General features: G+C 45.6%; 20 protein-coding genes. 1 reads left to right on the plus strand and 19 read right to left on the minus strand.

Translation table 11 applies throughout. The features are described from left to right. The first annotated feature begins 141 nt into the window (after positions 1 to 141). A complete protein-coding gene (locus ACZ439_RS00980; protein ID WP_464620510.1) occupies positions 142 to 1,824 on the plus strand; it encodes a sigma-54-dependent Fis family transcriptional regulator in 1,683 nt (560 codons plus the stop codon). 109 nt (positions 1,825 to 1,933) lie between these two features. On the opposite strand, the gene ACZ439_RS00985 is transcribed toward ACZ439_RS00980, so the two are convergent. The 19 genes from ACZ439_RS00985 to ACZ439_RS01075 all read right to left on the minus strand — a co-directional run bounded on the left by ACZ439_RS00985 (position 1,934) and on the right by ACZ439_RS01075 (position 22,316). Continuing rightward, entirely contained in the window at positions 1,934 to 2,629 is a 696-nt protein-coding gene (locus ACZ439_RS00985) for a DUF7002 family protein (protein WP_141335641.1), read from the minus strand. 98 nt (positions 2,630 to 2,727) lie between these two features. Then, positions 2,728 to 3,768 carry a FecCD family ABC transporter permease gene (locus ACZ439_RS00990; protein WP_464620511.1) on the minus strand — a complete coding sequence of 347 codons (1,041 nt, stop codon included), beginning with the start codon at positions 3,766 to 3,768 and terminating at the stop codon, positions 2,728 to 2,730. Further along, positions 3,765 to 4,790 (minus strand): FecCD family ABC transporter permease, encoded by a 1,026-nt coding sequence (locus ACZ439_RS00995; RefSeq protein ID WP_127609215.1) that lies wholly within the window; start codon positions 4,788 to 4,790, stop codon positions 3,765 to 3,767. Before ACZ439_RS00995 ends, ACZ439_RS00990 begins: the two co-directional genes overlap by 4 nt. A gap of 126 nt (positions 4,791 to 4,916) precedes the next feature. Next, complete coding sequence (locus tag ACZ439_RS01000) at positions 4,917 to 5,891, minus strand: ABC transporter substrate-binding protein (RefSeq protein ID WP_464620512.1); 975 nt, start codon at positions 5,889 to 5,891, stop codon at positions 4,917 to 4,919. 153 nt (positions 5,892 to 6,044) lie between these two features. Further along, positions 6,045 to 7,664 (minus strand): helix-turn-helix domain-containing protein, encoded by a 1,620-nt coding sequence (locus ACZ439_RS01005; RefSeq protein ID WP_141335688.1) that lies wholly within the window; start codon positions 7,662 to 7,664, stop codon positions 6,045 to 6,047. 257 nt (positions 7,665 to 7,921) lie between these two features. Then, complete coding sequence (locus ACZ439_RS01010) at positions 7,922 to 8,698, minus strand: IucA/IucC family C-terminal-domain containing protein (protein ID WP_464621179.1); 777 nt, start codon at positions 8,696 to 8,698, stop codon at positions 7,922 to 7,924. A gap of 322 nt (positions 8,699 to 9,020) precedes the next feature. Continuing rightward, positions 9,021 to 9,842, minus strand: a complete 822-nt coding sequence (locus ACZ439_RS01015; protein WP_464620513.1) for a GGDEF domain-containing protein — start codon at positions 9,840 to 9,842, stop codon at positions 9,021 to 9,023. Further along, a complete protein-coding gene (locus ACZ439_RS01020; RefSeq protein ID WP_127609850.1) occupies positions 9,839 to 10,192 on the minus strand; it encodes a hypothetical protein in 354 nt (117 codons plus the stop codon). The genes ACZ439_RS01015 and ACZ439_RS01020 overlap by 4 nt, the downstream gene beginning before the upstream one ends. 37 nt (positions 10,193 to 10,229) lie before the next feature. Further along, the gene (locus ACZ439_RS01025; RefSeq protein WP_141335646.1) at positions 10,230 to 10,952 is read right to left on the minus strand and encodes an EAL domain-containing protein; all 723 of its coding nucleotides are present in this window, start codon (positions 10,950 to 10,952) and stop codon (positions 10,230 to 10,232) included. A 545-nt stretch (positions 10,953 to 11,497) separates the two neighbouring features. Then, positions 11,498 to 12,322 (minus strand): MetQ/NlpA family ABC transporter substrate-binding protein, encoded by an 825-nt coding sequence (locus ACZ439_RS01030; RefSeq protein WP_181410162.1) that lies wholly within the window; start codon positions 12,320 to 12,322, stop codon positions 11,498 to 11,500. A gap of 50 nt (positions 12,323 to 12,372) precedes the next feature. Then, on the minus strand, positions 12,373 to 13,038 hold the full coding sequence (locus ACZ439_RS01035; RefSeq protein WP_054799897.1) for a methionine ABC transporter permease: 666 nt from the start codon (positions 13,036 to 13,038) through the stop codon (positions 12,373 to 12,375). Further along, on the minus strand, positions 13,028 to 13,801 hold the full coding sequence (locus ACZ439_RS01040) for a methionine ABC transporter ATP-binding protein (RefSeq protein WP_464620514.1): 774 nt from the start codon (positions 13,799 to 13,801) through the stop codon (positions 13,028 to 13,030). Before ACZ439_RS01040 ends, ACZ439_RS01035 begins: the two co-directional genes overlap by 11 nt. A gap of 68 nt (positions 13,802 to 13,869) precedes the next feature. Further along, positions 13,870 to 15,090, minus strand: a complete 1,221-nt coding sequence (locus tag ACZ439_RS01045) for a GNAT family N-acetyltransferase (protein WP_464620515.1) — start codon at positions 15,088 to 15,090, stop codon at positions 13,870 to 13,872. Positions 15,091 to 15,134: 44 nt separating this feature from the next. Beyond that, entirely contained in the window at positions 15,135 to 16,235 is a 1,101-nt protein-coding gene (locus ACZ439_RS01050; RefSeq protein ID WP_464620516.1) for an ATP-binding cassette domain-containing protein, read from the minus strand. A 27-nt stretch (positions 16,236 to 16,262) separates the two neighbouring features. Beyond that, positions 16,263 to 17,153, minus strand: a complete 891-nt coding sequence (locus tag ACZ439_RS01055; RefSeq protein ID WP_464620517.1) for an ABC transporter permease — start codon at positions 17,151 to 17,153, stop codon at positions 16,263 to 16,265. 29 nt (positions 17,154 to 17,182) lie between these two features. After that, positions 17,183 to 17,971, minus strand: a complete 789-nt coding sequence (locus ACZ439_RS01060; protein WP_054799893.1) for an ABC transporter permease — start codon at positions 17,969 to 17,971, stop codon at positions 17,183 to 17,185. A gap of 161 nt (positions 17,972 to 18,132) precedes the next feature. Further along, positions 18,133 to 19,740 (minus strand): ABC transporter substrate-binding protein, encoded by a 1,608-nt coding sequence (locus ACZ439_RS01065; RefSeq protein ID WP_464620518.1) that lies wholly within the window; start codon positions 19,738 to 19,740, stop codon positions 18,133 to 18,135. A gap of 38 nt (positions 19,741 to 19,778) precedes the next feature. Further along, complete coding sequence (locus ACZ439_RS01070) at positions 19,779 to 21,158, minus strand: LLM class flavin-dependent oxidoreductase (protein WP_464620519.1); 1,380 nt, start codon at positions 21,156 to 21,158, stop codon at positions 19,779 to 19,781. A gap of 309 nt (positions 21,159 to 21,467) precedes the next feature. Continuing rightward, complete coding sequence (locus ACZ439_RS01075) at positions 21,468 to 22,316, minus strand: sugar phosphate isomerase/epimerase family protein (protein ID WP_054797412.1); 849 nt, start codon at positions 22,314 to 22,316, stop codon at positions 21,468 to 21,470. Positions 22,317 to 22,376: the final 60 nt, after the last annotated feature.

Below are 22,376 nucleotides of genomic sequence, written 5' to 3' on the forward strand. Positions count from 1 at the left end.
GATATCCATTATGTTATACTACAATCAATATCACACATGTTGTGTGTGGAGGTGTTTACGTTGTCATCTCTGGAAATAAGGAAGCATTCAGAAGTTGTGGCAAGCTCTTGGAAGCGTTGTCAACAATATGGATTGAAACAGATGGATCCTGTGGATGACCAATTGGTTACAGGAAAGCAAATTCATGAAATCCTTAAAGAGAATGAGGCTCTGATTAAGCATACCTCACATATTTTCGGGAAAATGGAGCACTTCATTAAGCAATCGAGACAAGTGGCCCTTCTTATCGATGCTCAAGGCAATATTATTTATTCCGTCGGAGATCCTGAATTCTCCAAACGGGCGGCTGCGGTTCAGCTCCAGGTGGGCGCCAATTGGGCTGAAAACAGAAAGGGAACGAATGCCATCGGGGTTGCCATTAACGAAAGAATACCTGTCCGCGTTCATGCCGAAGAACACTACTGCCAGTTGAATCATTTCCTTACTTGCGCATCGTCGCCTGTGTTCAGTCCGACCGGGGAGTTGTTGGGCGCCATCAATTTCAGCAGCAAACAGGAAAACTATAATGCGCTTAGTCTTTCTCTCTCAACGATGGCCGCGGATTCATTGCAGAACCAACTTCTCATCGAAGAATCCAGGAAGGAACATCTCATCACTTTGAAGGAATTGGAATATTCGATGAAAAACAATCCGCTTCCGCTCCTTTCGCTGGATCACGAAAACAGAATCATTCGCGCCAATCAAGCCGCTCTCCGGATTATAGGCAAGGATGCCATCGGCCATGAATTCTCCGGCATCGAAGGATTTATTATCGAAGAAATACACGATCATCAACAAAAGGTTTGGCGTTCCGTAGCGATTCAAAAAAAAGTGATCAGCGTAAATCGCATGTATACTTTTTCCGATATCGCCGGATCGTGCCCAAGCCTCATACAGAAAAAAGAACTGGCCTACAAAGCGGCTCTCACCGACTTTCCGGTTCTGTTGTTGGGAGAAAGCGGCACCGGAAAAGAATTGTTTGCGCAATCCATTCATTCGGCCAGTTTGCGTTCGAATCAACCCTTCATAGCCGTGAATTGCAGCGCAATACCCGACAGCCTGGTGGAAAGCGAATTGTTCGGTTATGAGCGGGGCGCATTTACGGGAGCCAATCGGGAAGGAAATGCCGGGAAATTCGAAGCTGCCCATAAGGGTACGATTTTTTTGGATGAAATCGGCGATATGTCTTTGCGCGCACAGGCGGCTCTATTGAGGGTTTTGCAGGAACGTACCATCACCCCCGTCGGAAGCGCCAAAAGTAAACCCATTGATATAAGAATCATTGCAGCGACTCATAAAAATTTGCAAAATGAAATCAAGGAAGGACGGTTTCGCGCCGATCTTTATTACCGTTTGAAAGGAATTCAAATTACATTGCCTTCACTCCGCGAAAGAAGCGATATCGTTGAGCTTGCCATACATTTGCTGCGCAGCCATAACGATCCGAACCCTCATTTATCGAAAGAAACGGCAAATAAGCTCTTGCAGTATGCTTGGCCCGGAAACATTCGCGAATTAAACAGCATCCTTATTCAGGCCGCTTTTCTTGCCGAGGGAAGTCCCATTCGCCCCGAACATCTGCAGTTCGAAACCGACTGTCAAACCGGGCGGCGGGAGGCTCAGGCTGCCGATGATTCCGTCCCTTCGCTTAAAGAGGCGGAAATCGAGGCAATCAAAAGGGCATTGCAGGCAACGGGCTGGAATTTGAGCAAGGCCGCAGCTCTATTGGAAATCGGAAGAACGACGTTGTACAGAAAAATTGAAGAATACGATATTACAATCTAAAAAAAGCTGCAGGATCTATTGAGATCCACCGGCAGCTTTTTTTGCAGTTCTCAGCTCGATATGAGGTTTTATGAGGTTATGGATTAAGCAACTTCTGTAAGCGATGCATTCATCTTGATTTCATGACTTGCAAATCCGCCAAAGGCTTCGCCCGATCTCTCCAGCACTCAGGTATAACTTTACAATTATCGACGTAAACAGCCCGTAAATACTTTGACACGTTGATAACCTGATCTTCGATGAGTACCTCCCGTATTTCGGACGCTTTTGTCGGCACGATGTTATTCAGTATGATCTTGAAGCCATTTAATGGTAGAAACATATCTGGACTCTTCTTGTAAGAACAGAGAGTCGGAAACCGCGGCGAGCTCCCCGAGTCGTATTTAGATAACTTCACTGCTGAATAATGCTCCAATAATAAGAAATACGCATCGAATTCCAGAATGGCAAACCTTTCATCCGGTTCTCTCCGCGTATAAGTGTCCATCATTTTCTGACAATCCTTTAATGTGGGCCAAAAAAATACATGCCGATCCAGACAAGCCCGAAATTGTTCCTGTGTGGTTTCAGCATCTATCATACTGTCAGGAATCCTTAAATGAGCATTTATTGTAACCGAATATTCATGATAGTTCACTTCCTTGGCCTCTGATCGGCGCTCACCTGCACCGTGGGGATTTAGGTTATAACTGGACAATAGAGCATCAAAATGAGCAATAGCCGGCAAATTCCTTACTCTTGTAAAATGATAAAGGGATTTTCTGCTTGTTGCTTTTGTTATTGCAGTGATAACAGCCTCTTTCATCACCTCACTCCTTCACGTCTATCTTGATAGGAGTAGGATTCCAAAAAAGGCTGCATTTCAAACCCTGTCATTCATTTTTCCGTACGAATAGTGCAACTCTATTTATTGCGATTTCTATAAAGCAGATAAATAAAGAAAGGAGCACCTACACCTGCAGTAAACACACCCGCAGGAATATCGAGTGGAAGAAAGGCCGTTCTGGCAAACGTATCGGCAATCAAAAGCATAAGACTGCCAATAAGAGCCGCAACCGGAATTAAGCCGCCAAAAGAAGGACCTACGAGCTTTCTGGCGATATGCGGAGCAATTAAGCCGATAAACCCGATCGCTCCGGCAATAGCCACGGCTGAACCCGCCAACGCCACACTGATGATCAGCAGCAGGAATCGGTGAAGTTGAACAGAAGCTCCTAAACCTTTCGCGACATCGTCGCCTAGTTCTTGAACATTAATGTTTCTCGAATAAATGAGTGCCAAAGGAATAAAAACAATCACCCAGGGCAGCAAGGCATACACATTATCCCACGATGCACCGTAAATACTTCCAGTTAACCAAATATAGGCTTGACTGGCTGCTTTAATAGGGCTGAGAACAATCATTAACATCGTTAAAGAACTGGTCGCCGCTGAAATCCCAATTCCGATCAACACCAGCCTCGTTGAAGTAACCCCTTTATTCCATGCCAACAAATAAATCACGATCGAAACGAAGCCAGCCCCCAAAAAGGCTGCTACCGGGAGCCACTGGATACTGACCGTACCGGCAAAATAGGTAAAAAAAGCCACTGCCGCAAACGCGGCTCCCCCTGTAATCCCAATAATATCCGGCGAGGCTAGCGGATTTCGGATAATTCCCTGAAGGATCGATCCGGAAACACTCAGAGCCGCTCCAACCAGAACGGCAACTATAATACGAGGAAGCCTTAAAGTGCCAATAATCAACGAATTTACGGCTGTTCCTTGCCCAAGTAACGTTTTGAGCACGTCCACTGGTGAAGTACCCTTGTTGCCCAGCCCCAGACTCAGAACAAATACAATGATCAACATTGCCGTTAACACCGAGAGCTGAATCACCGTTCTTTTCTGCACAAGAAAAGAAAACTGTCCCTTTTTGCTTCGAACAACGATTAACTGCTTCATGGCGAAACCCCTTTCGAGCGAAACCCCTTCCTCGCAGTGTAAATAAAAAATGGCACTCCGATTAAAGCCGTCATCACTCCGATCGGAATCTCTCCAGGCATAATCACAAACCGAGCAATGATATCTGCAAGTAACAACAAGATAGCCCCCAGTACGGCACTGTAAGGAATAACCCAGCGATAATCAATACCCACCAGGAAACGGGCAATGTGCGGAATAACGAGACCTACAAATCCGATGGAGCCGGCAACCGCAACAGAGCTTCCCGCCAATAAAATGACCGCAACCGCAATTGAAATTTTCACAAGGCCCGTTCTTTGCCCCAATCCCTTGGCGACATCCTCTCCCGAAGTCAGGATGTTGACAGGCTGTGCCAGTACCAATGCGGTGATCCCGGCGAATACCATATACGGTAAGACCGGAATTAATCCCTCAGCCGATTTGCCGGCGACAGAACCCGCTAACCAAAACAACACATTTTGTAAGCTGGCTTCATTAACAACCAGCATGCCTTGAGTAAACGAGGTAAACAAGGCCGTCATAGCTGCACCGGCTAACACAATTTTCAGTGGAGTTAATCCGTCCCTGCCCAGGGAACCGAGGAAATAAACGGTCAAAGCGCCAATACCCGCTCCCAAAAAGGCGACCCATACCAATTGATCCAGGGAAGAGACGGGGAAAAACGTTAACGCCAATATCACAAAAAAAACGGCACCCGAATTAATCCCGAAAATACTTGGAGAAGCTAAAGGATTTCGAGTCAACGCCTGCATCAGAGCCCCTGCAACGGCTAAATTCCCCCCGATCAGAGCTGCAAATATGGCGCGAGGGAACCGGGTCGTTTGGATAATCACATGTTCGTTCGATGACATATCATAATGGGTAAATGACTCGACAGCCGTTAGAAAGCTTATCTCCGTTGTTCCAAGGACGATACTTAGTATAAAAGAGATCATAAGTATAAAAAAACCAAACACCAAACCCAGCGCTCTTAAAGGTGTCTGGTGTAATAATGGATTCACAAAGACCCTCCTCTTTGAGGTTCATTCCCTCCATAGCCTTCATAAGACGAAGCGGTATGAAACGAGTGAACTCATTGGAGGCTGTTGACACCAGCGCTCGTCAACAGCCTCTTTAATTTAACTATATTATTTCAATCCATAGAAAGCATAGAGATCATCCAGCATCTCCATAGCTGCTAACGGACCAGAGCCGTTATTCCATACCGCGGTATCTACCTCGAATACTCTATTGTTTTGAACGGCTTTCAAATTTTTCCACAGCGGATGCTCGCTCCATGCTTTTCTCAAATCCAGTCGACCGTCATTTCTTGTCGTACTCGTTTGATCAAATATGATATCTGCATCCATTTGCGGAATATTTTCTTTGGATGAGAGCTGAACTCCCCATTCTGTTCCCCTCTGACTAGCAGGACGGGCAATTCCCAACTCTTCCAAAACGAGAGCTGAGAATCCGGTATAAACAATTCGGGCATGATCCACTCGAAAGTCAACAATGCCCACTTCCAATTTTAATTTATCGCCCATTTCCCCCTTGAAATCAGCTACTTTTCGCTCCCACTCTGTCAGAAATTGTTTCTCTTCTTCCTTTTTGTTTAGAGCTTCTGCTGACAGTTTCAACGTATCCTTCCACAGATGTACCTCTTCTGTCATGACGGTTGGCGCAATGGCCGATAATTGCTGATAAATTTTCTCGTGGCGTGTTTTGGAAGCGATAATCAAGTCAGGTTGAAGTGAAACCAATTTTTCCAAGTCGGGCTGGTTTTCCGAGCCCAAGTTGGTTGCCCCTTCCATCTGGGCTCTGATGTAATTGTACCAAGGTTGTTCTATCCAGGATTCAACGGCTCCCACAGGCTTAATTTTCAGCACTAAGGCAGCGTCCGTAGCTCCTTGAAACAGCGTGACCACTTTCTTAGGTGTACCTTTAACTTCCGTAGTACCCATGGCATGTTGAATGACTCTGGCCTCTTGATTCTCAGTTTCTTGTACTTGTGTCGGCTGAGAAACTGCTCCCCCTTGCTGATTCCCCCCGCAACCAGCGATCACGAACATTAATAGAAAAATCGCTGCTAGTACTAATCCATATTTGTTACTTCTAACCATCCTTGTACCTCTCCTTTTTCTTGTTGAACGTATGGTATTGATATTGATTCTTATTCTCATTATAAGAGAGTAATCTATAAAGAACATGGATATTAATGATTACTTTTTGGACTATTCCGATATTTCAGCAGCTCATGGCGGATGTCCGCTTTTTTACTCCTCATCCGACATCAGCAGCTGATGCACTTTGTCCAGAAATAAGTCATGAGACAGCGCATTATAGCTCGTATAGAGATGCTGGCTGTCATACATACAATAAACTTTTCTGTTCCTGACTGCTTTTAAAGCATGCCATTGTTTGTTGTCATATAACGCACCTACTTCATTTCGGATCGCCTGATCCATCTGTGCAGTACCATTGTGCCTATAGCTAGTTAATAGGATCCGATCCGCTTCAAACTCAAACAAATCCTCCAGCGTTACCTCCTTATAGTGGGCAATACCCGGCACCCCTTGGGGAGCGGTCAACTTTAAATCGCCATACAGCACCGTCCCCATGTTTCGTAGACCATACACACACATTTTCCCTTCGCCAATACCAACGATTAAGAAGGTTTCATCTCCGATTTTGCTTTTTATTTGTTTTCGAATCGTTTCCGCTTTTCGCTCATAACGCTCCAGCCAACCGTTTGCTTCCTTTTCTTTGCCAACGATCTTAGCTATGGTCTGAAAATGAACTCTCCAGTCATTAGAATAATGAAGAGTGATCGTCGGGGCGATTTGATTAAATATTCTCTCTTTTTGAGATTTTTCCACATGGCGAGAACCGCTCGCCACAATTAAGTCTGGCTTGGCAGTCACCAGTCTTTCCAAATCAGGATTGGAGTGGCCGACAGCAATTGTGTTGCGCAACCGGGTGGTGATCGGATAAGCGTTATTGATGACAGCGGCATAAGGCTCGATGCCCAGCGCAATCAAATGACCTGTTGTTTGATGATTAAGTGAAGCAATTTTGCTGGAATATTTGATTTTTTTCACATAAGACATCGGCGAGTAACCTGTCTCTGCTTTAAACTTGCGACTGAAATAAAACTCATCGCTAAAGCCGACGCTGTGGGCAATCGAACGAAACGATCCGTCAGACTGAACCAGCAATTGCTTGGCTTGGCTAATCCGAATTTCAGTCAAATATTCCATCGGGCTTTTTTCGACTTGTTTCTTGAATGCCCGTGAGTAATAATCCGCACTCAAACCTGCGATTTCAGCAAGCTTCTCTCGGGTAATATGTAATGGATAGTATTGTTCCATATATTCCAAGGTGAGATGAATCGCTTGTTTCAAATCTGACTTCTGTTCATGAATGGTATCCTTGAATAGCGCGACTATCATTTCTTGAAACATCATATTCGCTTTCATGACATCCCAGCTACTGTCACTGCGATGTTTTTTCTCCATCTCTTGAACCATGTCGGCCAGAAACTGAAAATGAGCAGTATATAGTTCATCCGGACATTTCAGTTCCGCAAGTACAAAATGACCCGGATCCGCAGGTTGCAGCGCATAAAACTTTATGTAATAATAATCTGCTTGACTACTTGGGTGAATGGACAGTTTTACATAGGCACCGGGAGATACGATGAAAATCTTTTGCCGCTGTAAGGGATAGCTCCGTCCGTCGATGACAATGTCTCCTTCAGCTTCCATAAACAACAACATTCCATACAACGAATTATCATGCTGAAATAAGGTTTCATTCGAAATTACGTGTTGACTATCTTCCAGTTTATACAGGCAAGCAGCGAGTCGCGTTGAAAGATGTGAGCTGTTATTCATTTGCACTCGTCCTTTTCTGTGAATAATAATCATTCTCATTACATGTTATTTCGACAAATCTATCGCGAATTCCTTGTTCGGATACGATTTTATCCTTCCTTTAGAACAGTTGCAGCGGCAAATAGGACCCGACCATATCCGTACTTCTTCCGGATCAGTGAGTCCACGTTTCTACAATAACAACACGGTCCTCTCTTAAAAAAACTCACTTTCATTATAGTAAAGCGGAGCGTTCTTGCAAGCTTCTCCCTATCAAGTCATTCGTGTTTCTTAACTACTTTCGGACAGGTTGAACAGTAGCTTTCGTTCGCGGAAACTTTATAATAGAAACAACAAGTCTTTCGAATACGAACCGGTTGATTTGCAGAAGAAGTCATACATGCAGGAAAGTAAAACTTTTCCATGGGATTGTCCGTTTCCCCGAATACGGTCCCTGGCGCTTTACTTATCAGATATTCGAAGTCCTCCTGTATGCGCTTGTTTTCTTGTGAATTGGCCCCTTCCCCCATTCGTTTCTCATACAGCGAATATAAACGAACTGCGGTATTTTCCCATAAAATAGCCACTGGAATGTTGGCGGTTTCAGAAATGGAACGCCACAGTTTTGCCAAATGCCCTGCGAAGAGATTTCTTATCGTTTCATTACGCCATTCATCCCGTTTCCCAGCCGCAGGTTCGGTAACATGCAAATCTGGCACACATATCCTGGTCGACCAAGATTTATTGTGGGTTACGGACGATTCAAGAAGGCTATTTTCGATACCTAAATCCAATCCTTTATTGTACATCGTCATGGCATATAAACCGGTAGTCAGGGTTAGAAAGGCGTACCTCTTGGAGAACTGCGAAGCGGTAATCATTCTTGACGGAGACCGGAGAACACTTGATAATTCATCCAAATACGACGCACATTTTTTACCGTCAAGCAAATCGACAGATCGAATACAATCCGTTGAATATGGCAATGGCTTGATGGATAAATGAAAATTTTTTGTTAAGTAATCCAATTCTTCCACTTCAAGCCGGGATTGCATATTCACCAAATTTCCTCCCTTTGATTGATTATTATTATTATCAATACAATAAAATGATTTGAACATGGACATTTATGTCCGATTTTTGGAATAATCCGACATAAGCAGGACGACGATAAGCGTTATCCAACCGGAGAGGCAAAATAACCTCTCCCCTTCTGTACGGACCGAAAAAACAGAAAAGCACGCTTAATGCCTATCGGCATTAAGCGTGCTTCGCTTTTTGCGACCCTTCCGGAACTGTTCGGTGCTGCTGCTGGATCTCGAATCGAAACAATTGGACATCGCGGCGAACACTATCCTTGTTGGAATCCACGTTGTCCTAACGCAAGTAAACTTCATCGCTGCCTTCATCATGAATGGGCTTCGCGGAAGTGGACAACAGACTGGCCTTTCTCAAGATTTCCCGGAACGACAAGGAAAAAAAGTCGGGTTCCTCCAGCCCGTTCACGTACCCTACCGCCGCGGAAACGGCAACATTGTTGATGAAGACAGAGCAGGAGAATAACCGGATGTAACGATCGACTTCTGCCTCGTCTGCCAAAGTGATCATGACGAATTCATCGCCGGCATATCTGCAAACAAAATCCCGATCTTCCTTTACCAAGGATGCCATCCTGCCGGAAAATTCACGTATCACATCATCGCCGAAAGGATGGCCGTAACGCTTGTTGATGTTGCCAAAACCGTTCAGGTCAATAAATAAAAGATGAAAAGGTTGTTTCTTTTTCAGGAACGCCTCACCGACGGATTGGATATAAGGTGCACGGTAGAATCCCGTCAGCGAATCCATAAATTCAGACAATTTCATCTTAATGGCTTCCCGGGTTACCAAACCGGCAAGCTTGCCCTCTTCCATGATTAATAGACGTTTAATTCGGTGTTGATCCATAACTTTCAGCGCGTCCCATATAAAGAATTCAGAGGTAATCGTGATAGGGTCGGGCGTCATGGCGTCCGCTACAATCCGGTTGGGATGCGTTGAGCGCACATCACGGGAAGTGAAGATGCCTACGACCGTGCCGTGATCCATAACGATTAGCGACCCCACTCTCCATTCGTTCATGAGTTCCGCTGCATAGAAAACACTCTTGTCTGACGAAACCGTATAAACCGGGGACGTCATGAGCTCGGACACTTTCATCCCAGTTCGACCTCCCGTTGTACGGAAACTGCAATTTTCAGTTCCGAGCGCAGCACCGTAGTATCGAGGATCAATCGTTCCGCTTCCTCCATGACAATCTTCATGAGGAGGGTTTGGTCCAGCATTTGCAAAAGCGAATTTCGGACCAGAATGGCTTCTATTTTGGGATGATCAATCTTAAGCAGGGTAAATTGTCCGGGGGAGAGCGCCTCTGACATTCGCCTGACGGCTTCTGGACCGATTGGCGCTTTTTTCCCGATAATTAACAAGTCCTGCATCGGCGGAACTTCAAATTCGGAAATTTTGAGTGAAAGTGTTGCTTTGCGTGAATACATGCTTTTATCTTCCATCTTGCGTAGTCCTCCAGTTTCAGATTCAACTTCTTCTTCATATGTTCAGTCGATTCGGTTTCCCTAAATAATACCCCTGTCCGATCGTTACACCGAGACATGCTGCACAGACGAAATCCTCTTCCCGCTCAATCCCTTCCAAAATAAGGGTGCTGTCAGCGTCCCCGCAGTAATCGACAAAGAGCTGGACTACCTTTTGTTTCTTCTTGCAAAGGGATAGCTCTTTGGAAAAAAATTGGTCTATCTTAATGAAGTCCGGCGATATCTCGAAGATTTTCCGAAACGTAGTCGTTCCTTCCCCTACATCATCCAAAGCAATCAAGAACCCATTGTTACGGAGATCTTTGATTCTTTGCATAAATACAGGGTTGCTCCAAATCGGCTCTTCGGTAATGGATTCGTTGATTTCAAGCACAATGCGATGGACAAAAGAAAGGAGCCGCCTCCTGAGATCATTCACAAACAAAGGAAAAGCATCGGCAATGATGGTAGATGGGAAAAGATTAATGAACAACAACCCGTCTTCTTGTGCAACCGGAGAAAAAAAGAAGCTGGAAAGCGCATGATCAATGGACCAGGTATCCAATTGATACAATCGGTTCTGTTCAATAGCTCCTTGAAAAAGCGCATTCGGGCCAATGCCGGATGTACTGCGAATCAAAGCTTCATAACCGACCTTGCCTTGATCGGGAAGTCGCCGCAACGGCTGAAATACATGGTAGAAATGATTGTTTTCAATAAGATTTGCAATATTCTCCATCGAGTCATCTTTCCTCTCAAATGAAAGGGCTACTCCGAAAGAAAAGAGTAGCCCTCCAGCATCCATTTCGGTAACCCAACTGCCGCAGATGGAATCCTTAGGCCTGAAGTATTGCTCCCCTGCCTTTGGGCAGGATCGATTCATGCGCCCGATGACCTGTTTTTGAAAAAAGTGAACAGCGACCTCTGGTTAATGTAATTCCAACGTACTGCGCTAATATACCTATATAATACCTTTCGCCAAATTTCACCAAATTCCTTCACAAGCAAATATGTTTTTTGTTTGAACGTTATTCATCTAAACGTTATACATCTAAACGTTCGTCTCGATTGGTGAAGTATTAAGAAGGTTAAGGAAAGAGTGGGGAGATACGAAATGAATTGGTTGCGGATCCGCTTGTTTCGGTTGTTTATGTAACGAGGAATGACGGGGTGTAACCGAATGATCGGGTTGTTGGGGGTCTGTCCCCCAATCAACCGATTCCATTCGGGAATGAAGCCTTTCATTTGTTAGCTTTAGAGGAAACGAATTAAACAGTCAGGCGATTACCAGCCGGGGACTAGCACAGTCTTACCACCATAAGCTTCCAGAAATGCTTTTTTCATTGCATCACTTTGATACGCTTCCTTCAACACCTTTATTTTAGGTGAATCGACCAACTCCGGACGGGTAGCAATGATATCAGGAGATAAAACTTCTTTTCTTTCCTTCGCCAAAGCATCCTTGTCAAAATCGAACCCATTATCTGCAGCTACTGTGGCATGTAAAAAAGCGGCATCTACGTCATCCAGCGAGCGTGGCAACATGGCATACTCAATTTCTTTAAACTTGTAATTGTGGGGGTTTTCCACAATATCATTAACTTTGACCTGAACACCGCTTACACCATCTCTTAACTTAAGTAATCCCGCGTCCTGAAGCATAACCAATGTACGGCCATTGTTGGAGGGTTCAACCGGAATAGCAATAGTTCCGCCGTCCGGAATGTCCTTTAGACTTCTATGTTTTTTGGAAAAAACACCGCCCCAATCGTAAAACGCTTCAAATGCCGCTACCAGATTAGTTCCATTACCGGCATTAAATCCATCCAGATAGGCTTGATGCTGGAAATAATTGGCATCTGCATTTCCTTCTTTAACCGCTAAGTTTAACTGAATACTATCACTAATAAATTTATAATCCAATTTATATCCTCTTTTTTCTACCTCTGCTGCCAGAACACGAGTGGTATCCTGATACAATTTATAATTCGTTGCTAAGAATACAATCGTTTTATCATTGGAATTACTGCCAGTTGCGGTTTCTTTCGTACTGCATGCCGTCATGAGAAGGAAAATCGCGATAATAACCATCAACAGTGTCTTTTTCATAATAACTCTCCATTTTTTCATATTTTATACTTTTTAGTTTTAGATCTTATTTATTTCCTTTTATCCAGTTTCCGGACTGCCATATTTCCGATCATCTGAATCAGCTGCACGATGATCACAATCATCACAACCGTAAAAACCATTACATCTGTCTGATACCTGTAATATCCATATCTTATGGCAAAATCTCCAATGCCGCCGCCTCCAACTAGTCCTGCAACTGTCGAGTACGAAAGGAAGCTGACACTAATAATCGTAGCGGCATTTGCAATTCCTGATCTCGCCTCTACATAAAGAACCTTCCAAATGATCTGATAAGTATTCGCTCCCATAGACTCCGCAGCCTCTATAACACCACGGTTAACTTCAAGCAAGGTTTGCTCTACAAACCTTGCAAACTCTGGAATGGCGCTAATAGCCAGAGGAACCGTAACTGCTGTAGTGCCGATCGGTGTCCCAACTATAAAGCGGGTAAGAGGAATAATGGCAATCAATAAAATGAGAAACGGGAAAGAGCGAACGATATTGACCATTCCGTCAATGACAACGTAAAGACGAGGCGCATTTACGAGCGAGCCGGGACGGATTAAAAATAATAAGGTCCCAAGTGGTGTACCTATCACGATCGCAATACCGAGCGAAATGACCATCATGTAAAACGTCTGGCCGAGCGCTACAACGATCTCCGGCCATAATGCGATGATATTATCCAACAAATACACCCTCTCCTTCCCGGCGTACTTCAATTTCATTATTAAATAAAAACATCGTGATTCTTGTTTGAGGAACAAAATTCGGGTCTTTTAATTGAAACTTTTCCACGACATGACCATTTTCCATAACGGAGACTTTATTGCAAATAGATTTGATCACCTCCATTTCATGGGTTACGATGACAATGGTGATCCCGGATTTTTCATTCAGTTCTTTTAAAAATGCTAAGATACTTTCCGTTGTTTGCGGATCCAATGCGGATGTCGGTTCATCACAAAGCAGTATTTTAGGCTGAGTCACCATGGTTCTGGCAATGGCCACTCTCTGTTTTTGCCCACCGCTCAATGTAACCGGATAATGATCTGCTTTGTCCGATAAACCAACAATCTCCAAGCACTCCCTGATTTTTTTTCTGCGTTCTGATTTCGACACCCCTGCTATCTCTAAAGGAAAAGAGACATTATCAAAAACGGTTCGGTTGCCGATTAAATTGTAGTTCTGAAAAATCATCCCCATAGACATTCTTTTTTTCAGTAGTTGTTTTTTGGTAAGAAGGGTCAAATCTTCCCCATCCACGATAACTGAACCGCTGTCAGGCTTTTCAAGCAAATTAATCGTCCGTAAAAGTGTTGATTTTCCTGCTCCGCTAAAGCCTATAATTCCGTAAATATCCCCTTGATCGACTTCCAACGACGCAGAAGAAATGGCCTGGAATTTCCCCCCTGGAGTTACAAACGTTTTATTGATGTTATCTAATAAAATCAATTTTTCATTCCTCCACACTCACGAAGTAACTTGAAAAGCAGGATATCCATTTCCACAGCTTCCAACTCTCAAAAGAAATCGAGCATATAGGTCGTCCGCCGTGGAATAATCGCTTCCCATTGAGCAAGAACTTCTTCCACTCCCCCGATCCGTCCGATTCGATGCAACTCTTCAGGTCTCTTATATCCTAGCAGCAGAGCTGACAGGGTTTGGATATCGCAGCGAATCGCCGTTCGATCAGACACAGTATCGTTTTCATTCAAAGGATTTATGCCTGCCCTCCCTTCCCCATTTATCGTTAGCTCCCATAATCCATCGTTCCACGGCGCGTACTTGTCGGTAAGACGAATGGCAAGCTTAAGTGATTCGCCTGTTGCTGAAAAAACGTACTGCTCTATGAATTGTTGGACATCGACAATTCGCGCCATAAAATACGGCAGCACCTCCTGTTGAATGCGCGGGTCGGGAAGGAAAAATGGCAGCGCATCATCTACCGGCGCCGTCACCACGGCTCTTTCCACCATGGAATCGTGATTGGACAAATACGACCACAATCCCCATCTGGCATCCTCATCTAAAAATACAAATTCATGAACGAGTAATTCCCTCTGTACCCGAAATTGTTTGGCCTTAAGATGTTCCGACTGCTTCCTGATCTCGTAAAGAGCATACCCCGCAGGCGTACCGTCCTCCCGAAAATATACAGCTGCATGGCCTTTCTTGCGCTGAAAAATCGGACTTTTCCACCAATCTAACGGACGGACTAACGTACCGTTATATCGTGCGGCATAAACTTCGTATACTCGACTCAATAATTCGATGTCTCCGTCCCGGCGTTCCACATATCCGTTCGTTTCTACACGAGGCGGAAATTGAGCCGTCTCCAGGACATATTGTTTATATTCAGTGTACGTTTCCCATCCGTACTTACGGTAAAAACCAAAGGAAAAGGGCACAAGGAAGGAGAGGGACTGCCCATTCTCCTTCATCGTTTTGAGAGAATGCAATATGAGTTTGGATATCAGCCCCTGCCGACGCAGTTCAGGCCATGTCGATACACGTGTAACCCCCCCTATCGCAACACGAGTTCCATTGATATACGTTTCAAACGGAACGATCGCTAATTGAGCGGAGAGGCGGACTTCGTCAAATATGCCCCATGTTTGCTCCTTCGTGAAACGTGCGCGTAAAATTTCTTTATCCTTTTCATTAAAGTCCAATTGAAAGGCATACTTCGTTAATTCCAGACTCGTTTCGAAATCGTCCTGACCTAAAGCGCGAATCTCCATGCGACACCTCATCTTTTGTACGGAATTTCAACTGCATGATGAAATCAAGAGTAATAGCCTGGCGTTGGATATTCTTTGGTTAACACCCACCTTCCCACGTTGCGTAGCTTGTATTCCGCAGGATTATGGAGAGTATGCGTACGAACGTTGCGCCAGAAACGGTCAAAACCGTATTTGGTCGTGGCAGAACGCGCGCCCATCACATCAAAGATCCGGCTGGTCACGTCCAACGCCACTTTCCCGGCCAGCACATTGGCGGCAGCGACAAGAACGGCCGTTTCCCCGCGTTCCTCTTCGGTCAAATCGAACTCTTTCTCCCAAGCCCGGTCTAATTGGACCCATGCTCTGTCGGCCAAACTTACAGCCCCTTGGACTTCGACCCAAAACTCGCCATACTGACGGAGGATAGAGGGATCCTCCGAGGCTTTTTCCACTCCGGAAGTTATCCATGCGCGTGAAGTCGTAGTGGTGTACTTGCTTGCCTCTTCAATGGCGCCAAGCGCACTGCCGATAAATACATTGAGCAGCACACTTAACTCCTGGTTGATGCTCTTCAATAAATTCAGAATCTGTTTCTGAATGGTGGCGTCGAGTGCCGTAGTAGGTTCGTCCGCAATAATTAGCTTGGGTCGGCAGCTGATCGCCATCGCGATCATCATACGCTGCCTCATCCCGCCGCTTAAGGCGTGAGGATAGGACTTCAGCACACGCTCTACATCGGAAATTCCCACTCTTTGAAGCCACTGCCGGGCTTCGATCACCGCCTCTTTCTTGTTGATCCCCCGGCGGTACGCAATCGTCTCAACCAATTGCGTGCCGATTTTGTAAGAGGGGTCGAGCGCCGTCAATGGATTTTGAAAGATCATCGAGATTTCTTTACCGCGAATCAGGTTATAATCTTTCTCTTCCAAACTAGTGATTTCCGTTTGATTAAAACGTATTTCACCAGACGTGATTTGTGCCGTATTCTTGGGAAGCAATCCCATAATGGAAAGTGCGGTCATGCTCTTTCCAGATCCGGATTCCCCTACCAGTGCCAACACTTCACCGGGAGACACTTGGAAATCGATACCATTCACCGCTTTGACAGTACCACGGGGAGTGACAAGCTCCGTATGGAGATTGCGAACTTCCAGTAATGACAAGCAAACGCCTCCTTTTATCGGATTTTATCATTTCATTCGTTTATAAGGATCCAGCCAATCTCTTAATCCATCTCCCAGCCAATTAAATCCAAGTGAGACCAGCATGATGAGTAATCCTGGAATCGTAGCCACATGGGGCGCACCTTGCGTCAAAACCTTCATTCCATCTCCAGTCATTCTGCCCCAGTCTGAATCGGGCGGTTGAATACCCAATCCCAGAAAACTAAGTCCCGATGAGAATACGATCATGGAACCGACTAAAGTAGTGGCATAGACGATTAACGGTGAGATGACGTTAGGAAGCAATTCCCTGAAAAGTATGGACGTCGTAGAAGCTCCAAGCATACGTGCCGCCTCAATATATTCTTTACCTTTCTCCTCTTTGACGGAAGCGAAAACGACTCTCGACATATAAGGGATGAGCGCTACTGTAATGGTAACAAGTATGGTCATCACACCTGGACCTAATATTGCTGCTATCGCAATCGCGAAAAGAATCATTGGGAACGCAAAAAGTACATCCAAGATCCGCATGATCAATTCGCCAATCCTCCCTTGGACAAAGCCAGCCGTTAGACCTAACCATATACTGATAACAAAAGCGATTGTGATCGGCAGCAGAGCCGCAAGCAAGGAATATCGGCTCCCCCATATCAGACGGCTCAGTATATCCCTGCCTTGATCATCCAGCCCCAGCAGATGCCCTGGCGTACCAGGAGGCGAAAGGCGTAGAGCACCATCGCCGGCATTCGGGTCATAAGGGGAGATCCATGGCGCCAGCAACGAGATCAGAATAGCGGCTAGCACGATCAAAATGCCTGCTAAAGTTTGTTTGTCTTGACGGATTCTTCTCCATGTCTGATTTACATCTAATTTCGGGTTTAACGTCGTCGGAATCCATGCCTCTCTGTTTCGCATTTTGTACACCTCTTGCCTGCTTGGAAAACTTAGCCGCTCATTCGCGGATTGAGCATATCTACAACGAGATCGGTAATCAAGTTCACGAGTACAAAACTGAAAGCAACGAACAAAACGCCTGCTTGAATCATCGGAATGTCATGGGCTGTTATGGCTTGGTAAAGCAGCGTTCCTATGCCGGGCCAGGAGAAAACCATTTCCACGAATAATACGCCCCCAAGCAAATGTCCGATTTGCAAGCCAGTAATATTGATGACTGGAGATAGCATATTACGGAACACGTGTCTTCGTATGATCAAGCTTGCCGGCATCCCATAGGATCGAAACGTTTTAATGTAATCGGCATTCATGACATCCATCAAGCTCGAACGGGTCAGCCTTGCAATAACAGCTAGTGAAACGATAGCCGTAGCAATAGACGGTAACAGCATATGTTCGAGAAGACTGAAGAAGCTTCCCTCATTTCTCATATCGTACATGCCGGATGAAGGGAGCCATCCGAGTTGAAGGGAGAATATCCACATGAGGACAATCCCAAGCCAAAACACCGGAACACTGGCACCGAGCTGTGCAAGAAACATACTGATTCGATCAAACCAGGAAGACGGTTTTAAACCGGACAACACACCGATTACTACTCCTAAACCGACACAAATGATTAGGCTTCCCAAAGTCAGAATGAGCGTGTTTTTAAAATTTTTCATCAAAACATCCATAACCGGAACACGCATAATGATCGAATCTCCCAAATCCCCTTTTACGATGTGGCTCAACCAAAGGAAATACTGCATCAAAAACGGTTCATCTAAACCGAACACTTTACGTAATTCCGCGACATTCTCCGGCGTGGCCTGGGGCTTAAATAGACGGTTAAAAATACAAAGAAAGTCACGCTGAAGAGCACAGGAAGTACCGAGAGAATTCTCTTCAATACGAATCCCGACATCAAATCGATCTTCCCCTCCTTATCAAGATTTGTTTACTGTTTAATCCAAACTTTGTTCAGGTCATACCAATCTTGGGCAGCGACAACAAATCCGTTCACATTTTTACCAATCGCATAATGTGTGCGATCGTAATAGATTGGCAGTATTCCAGCATCCTCAGCAATAATCTTGTTAGCTTCTTTCCAATAGGTAATTGATTTTTGCTGGTTCGGTTCCAGAATGGCTTTGTCTACGGCTTGATCGAAGGCAGGGCTTACGTACTTTCCGCTGTTTGACCCGCTATTAGAATGAGCTACAATATATAGCCAATAGGGAGTAACAAATCCCCATTCCATACTGTCTAAACCTATATCTGGCGTCTTGGCTTTCTTTACGGCTAAATAGCTGTTCCAGTCATAGGTCTGGATCTTTAACTTGATTCCGACTTTGGCCAAGTCCCGTTGTATCCATTCGGCGACAGGTTCCTTCCCCGCATAGATGATCAATTTTGTTTCGAACCCTTCCGGATAACCTGCCTCTTTCAAAAGCGCCTTAGCCTTCTCCGGATCATAGCTGAAATCCTTAAAATTCGGATCAAAAGCTTCATTGCCGGGATTTTGAATACTAAAAGCCGGAGAAACGGTGTTTTTTAACAGATCTCTCGCAAGTCCTTCTCGATCAATGGCATAAATAAACGCTTGCCGGATTTTGGGATCTTTAAAGTATGGACTATCAAAATTAAAAGCATAATAAAAAATAGATGGCAAGTCACCTTCCCCAATTTTGAACCCTTTATCCCTTAGTTTGGCAACACTATCCCTTGATGGCCACGAAATGATATCGATTTCCCCTGTCTCCAAAGCGGTTACTCGAGCATTGTCATCAGGAATCGGCCGGAAAATCACTTTGTCGAGATAAGGTTTATCTCCCCAGTATCCATCGAAACGTTTCAACTCAATTTTTTCCCCACGAATCCTTTCAACGAATTGGAACGGGCCTGTTCCAACGGGATGCTCTGCATAACCGTCGTTCCCCCATTTCTTGAGCGCCGTAGGACTCAAGATCAATCCCGTACCCCCACTGCCTTGAGCGAGCATGCGCAGGAAAGGGGAAAACGGCTTTTCAAATATCAATTCGACCGTGTAATCATCCGGGGTTTTAATTTCTTTCAAGCCGTTATAGGTAAGCTGCATGACTGCGGCGCTAATCTTATCGTAATATTCGAACTGAGGATCCCAGGCTCGGCGGATATTAAATTCCACAGCCGCAGCGTTGAATGGCGTGCCGTCATGGAAATTGACTCCCCGCCTCAAGTGAAACGTATATATCAGACCATCCTCAGAAACTTTCCAGGATTCAGCCAGTGCAGGTTTAAGAGGAGGAATCGGCACTTCCTTTGTCGGCTTGGATAAATCCTCGGTTACCAACGATTCGTGAATTTGACGGTTGACCCGGAAAGTTTCCCAACCTGCCTCCCGTGAAGGATCGAGTACCGTAATTTCCGCATTAAGACCTACGATGAGCGTTCCGCCTTGTTTCGGTGCGTCTTTCGTGGAGGTAGATTCGGCGATGGTTCCCTGCTCTTTGCTTGTGCAGCCCGAAAGTATCATGGCAAAAACGACGACTAATGCTATAAATGCATGTGCTGTCTTTGTTTTCATTGGTTACCCTCCCCCTAAAAATAAATTGTGATAGGTCATCACTTTGCAAGACCGACTTTGCGGAAGCGGGCTCCCGGATGATGGTCGGGCAGTCGACCGTTGCCCCCGAATAGTTTTTGCCGATACGAGCCTTCCTCGTACTCTTCTTTTACAAGCCCGCGGTTTTGCAGCTCCGGCAGCACAAGTTCGATAAAATCCTTCACGGTTCCCGGTGTCGTGACTTGGGCCAGATTAATGCCGTCGATTCCGGCTTCCTCGACCAACTGCTGAATACGATCGGCAACCTCGATCGGCGTTCCGACAACCATATTGGCTCCGCCTGCACTGCCTCCGAAATCCCCGATAGCTTCCATCACCTCCCGCACAGTCCGCTTTTTGTTCCCGAACTTGCTATACTGAGCGGTGTGTGTTTGGTTGCCCACGGTTTCCACATATTCGAAGATTTCATCCGGATCATAATCAGCCAAATTCAAATTCGTCGATCCGCCAAAATGAGCCAAAGCTCCTTCGGCACTCCAATATTTTTTGTAATCTTCGAACTTCTCCCTGGCTTCGCCTGCTGTTTTCCCAACAACCACATTCTGTCCCTTGAACATTAAAAGCTGTTCGGGATCACGGCCGTAAGCCTTTGCCTTCTCACGAATATCCTGTGTGTAATAACGAACAGCATCCATCGAAGTACCACCGACAAAAACGCACTCCGCATGCCTGGCCGCAAATTTCCGCCCGCGATCTGAATTGCCTGCCTGATAAATGACCGGCGTACGCTGTAATGACGGTTCGCATAAGTGAGGACCTTCTACTTTGAAATACTGACCTTGATGATTAATTTCATGTACTTTGGCCGGATCGGCATAGATGCCGTTCTCGAGCACTACTGCATCGTCTTCCCAGCTGCCTTCCCACAATTTATAGCAAACTTCTAAAAATTCGTCAGCGATGTCATATCGGTTGTCATGTTGAATCACCTCGCTCAGCCCAAAATTACGGGCAGCGCTCGTCACGGCCGTGGTTACAATATTCCATGCCACCCGTCCATTGGTTAAATGGTCGAGAGTAGACAACCGGCGGGCTAAGGAAAAGGGATGCTCGTAAGTTGTCGAAATGGTTACCGCGAAGCTCAAATGAGTCGTAGCTTGCGCCATCGCCGGGACAATCAGCATGGGATCGTTGGCTGGTACCTGCATGCCCGTCTTCACGGAAATGTCCCGCGATTGTTGATAAATGTCACACACCCCAAGAATGTCTGCTAAAAAAATGGCGTCAAACTTCCCCCGTTCTGCAAGCTGCGCCAATTCCACCCAATAGCTCAGTTCATTGAACCGCCGGCGTTCATCGGATGGATGATTCCATATTCCATGTGCAAGATGCCCGATCACATTCATATCAAATAGATTTAAGCGTATCTTTTTTTCCATAGTGGTCAATCCCCTTTCTTGTCTAAACTTGATCCCGATAATTTGATTATGTTTATCGGTTTAGTCAGTTTTAAGATATAAAAATATATTACTTTATTCCGTGTCAGATCCCCCTTCTACCCTCTAAACCAAAAAGGTTCCCTTTACTTTCGGACTGTGAAAGTAGTAGGGAACCTCCGTTTGAACGGTCGATTAAGTTGTTATATCCAGCTGCAAATCTTTATTCTTATCATGGATCATATTGATTTTAATCATACTATTCATATCTGTCAAGTTAGTTTATGCAAATATATTCCTGTTTTCCAAACGCTACGGAAGCAATTTCAACTCCGCCCAATGCGGATGTGCCTCAAGACGCCGTTCCATGTCACGGAATGCTTGGAGCGAGCGACTCAGCTTCAGGTAGGCGTCGCCCCCCTCGCTCCAACCCTGAAAGCCGATCATCCCGTGAAAACCGATCTGTTTAAGCTGCCCAAGCAACGCGAAATTATCCAACTCGCCTTCGTCCAATGGCTCGATCGTCGCAACGTCACCAAAACCGTGCGGATTCCGACGGCTGCCGGACAGGTTCACTTGCTTCAGGTACGGCGCCACCGCCTCCAGCGTACCTGTTAGATTGGTCCCGTCAACGGCGTACCAATGGAAACCGCAGAATACGATCCCCAAACGGGGATGATTCAGACGCCGGCACAGTCGCACCGCATCTTCGTGGCGTTCGACCCAGAAGGATAGATGCGTGTATAGCAGGATGTCGATGTTGCGCCGCTCGCAAATCTGGAGCGCTTGTTCCAGCCACTTCACCACAGCGTCGTCACCCGCCGGGTCTGAGGGGCGCAGATGACTTCCTGCGGATTGGATCGCCAGCTCAACGGTCGAACAACCCTCCAGCGTCTCCAACAAATTCAGGATGCCTTGGTTTCTCGGATGGCTCTCGCCTAAAGAGAGATCCAACACGACGTACACACCCGCGACGTCCAGCCCATATCTCTGCTTGACGCTGCCGAGCTTCGCCGCGTCCCGCCACCGCTCTCCGTGCCAGATGGACAAATGCGCCGCATCGTACCCGATCTCTTTCAGCATCTCGCATCGTGCTTCAAAACTGTAAATTCCTATGGAGTTGTAGAAGGAAAAATCCATAGCATAAACACGGTAAGCCATCGCTGCCAGCTCCTCCTTATCGGCAAATCGATTCCCGGGTCTTTCTCCCATGAACGCATC

The organism is Paenibacillus sp. JCM 9796 (assembly GCF_055379675.1).

Excerpts from the sequence above, each read along its gene's own strand:
- ACZ439_RS01025 (WP_141335646.1), bottom strand. The coding sequence starts at position 10,952 with ATGGAGAATATTGCAAATCTTATTGAAAACAATCATTTCTACCATGTA.
- ACZ439_RS01075 (WP_054797412.1), bottom strand. The coding sequence starts at position 22,316 with ATGGCTTACCGTGTTTATGCTATGGATTTTTCCTTCTACAACTCCATA.
- ACZ439_RS01000 (WP_464620512.1), bottom strand. The coding sequence starts at position 5,891 with ATGGTTAGAAGTAACAAATATGGATTAGTACTAGCAGCGATTTTTCTA.
- ACZ439_RS00990 (WP_464620511.1), bottom strand. The coding sequence starts at position 3,768 with ATGAAGCAGTTAATCGTTGTTCGAAGCAAAAAGGGACAGTTTTCTTTT.
- ACZ439_RS01010 (WP_464621179.1), bottom strand. The coding sequence starts at position 8,698 with ATGCAATCCCGGCTTGAAGTGGAAGAATTGGATTACTTAACAAAAAAT.
- ACZ439_RS01030 (WP_181410162.1), bottom strand. The coding sequence starts at position 12,322 with ATGAAAAAGACACTGTTGATGGTTATTATCGCGATTTTCCTTCTCATG.
- ACZ439_RS01020 (WP_127609850.1), bottom strand. The coding sequence starts at position 10,192 with ATGGAAGATAAAAGCATGTATTCACGCAAAGCAACACTTTCACTCAAA.
- ACZ439_RS01065 (WP_464620518.1), bottom strand. The coding sequence starts at position 19,740 with ATGAAAACAAAGACAGCACATGCATTTATAGCATTAGTCGTCGTTTTT.
- ACZ439_RS00985 (WP_141335641.1), bottom strand. The coding sequence starts at position 2,629 with ATGAAAGAGGCTGTTATCACTGCAATAACAAAAGCAACAAGCAGAAAA.
- ACZ439_RS00980 (WP_464620510.1), top strand. The coding sequence starts at position 142 with ATGGATCCTGTGGATGACCAATTGGTTACAGGAAAGCAAATTCATGAA.
- ACZ439_RS01070 (WP_464620519.1), bottom strand. The coding sequence starts at position 21,158 with ATGGAAAAAAAGATACGCTTAAATCTATTTGATATGAATGTGATCGGG.
- ACZ439_RS01015 (WP_464620513.1), bottom strand. The coding sequence starts at position 9,842 with ATGAAAGTGTCCGAGCTCATGACGTCCCCGGTTTATACGGTTTCGTCA.
- ACZ439_RS01045 (WP_464620515.1), bottom strand. The coding sequence starts at position 15,090 with ATGGAGATTCGCGCTTTAGGTCAGGACGATTTCGAAACGAGTCTGGAA.
- ACZ439_RS01055 (WP_464620517.1), bottom strand. The coding sequence starts at position 17,153 with ATGCGAAACAGAGAGGCATGGATTCCGACGACGTTAAACCCGAAATTA.
- ACZ439_RS01005 (WP_141335688.1), bottom strand. The coding sequence starts at position 7,664 with ATGAATAACAGCTCACATCTTTCAACGCGACTCGCTGCTTGCCTGTAT.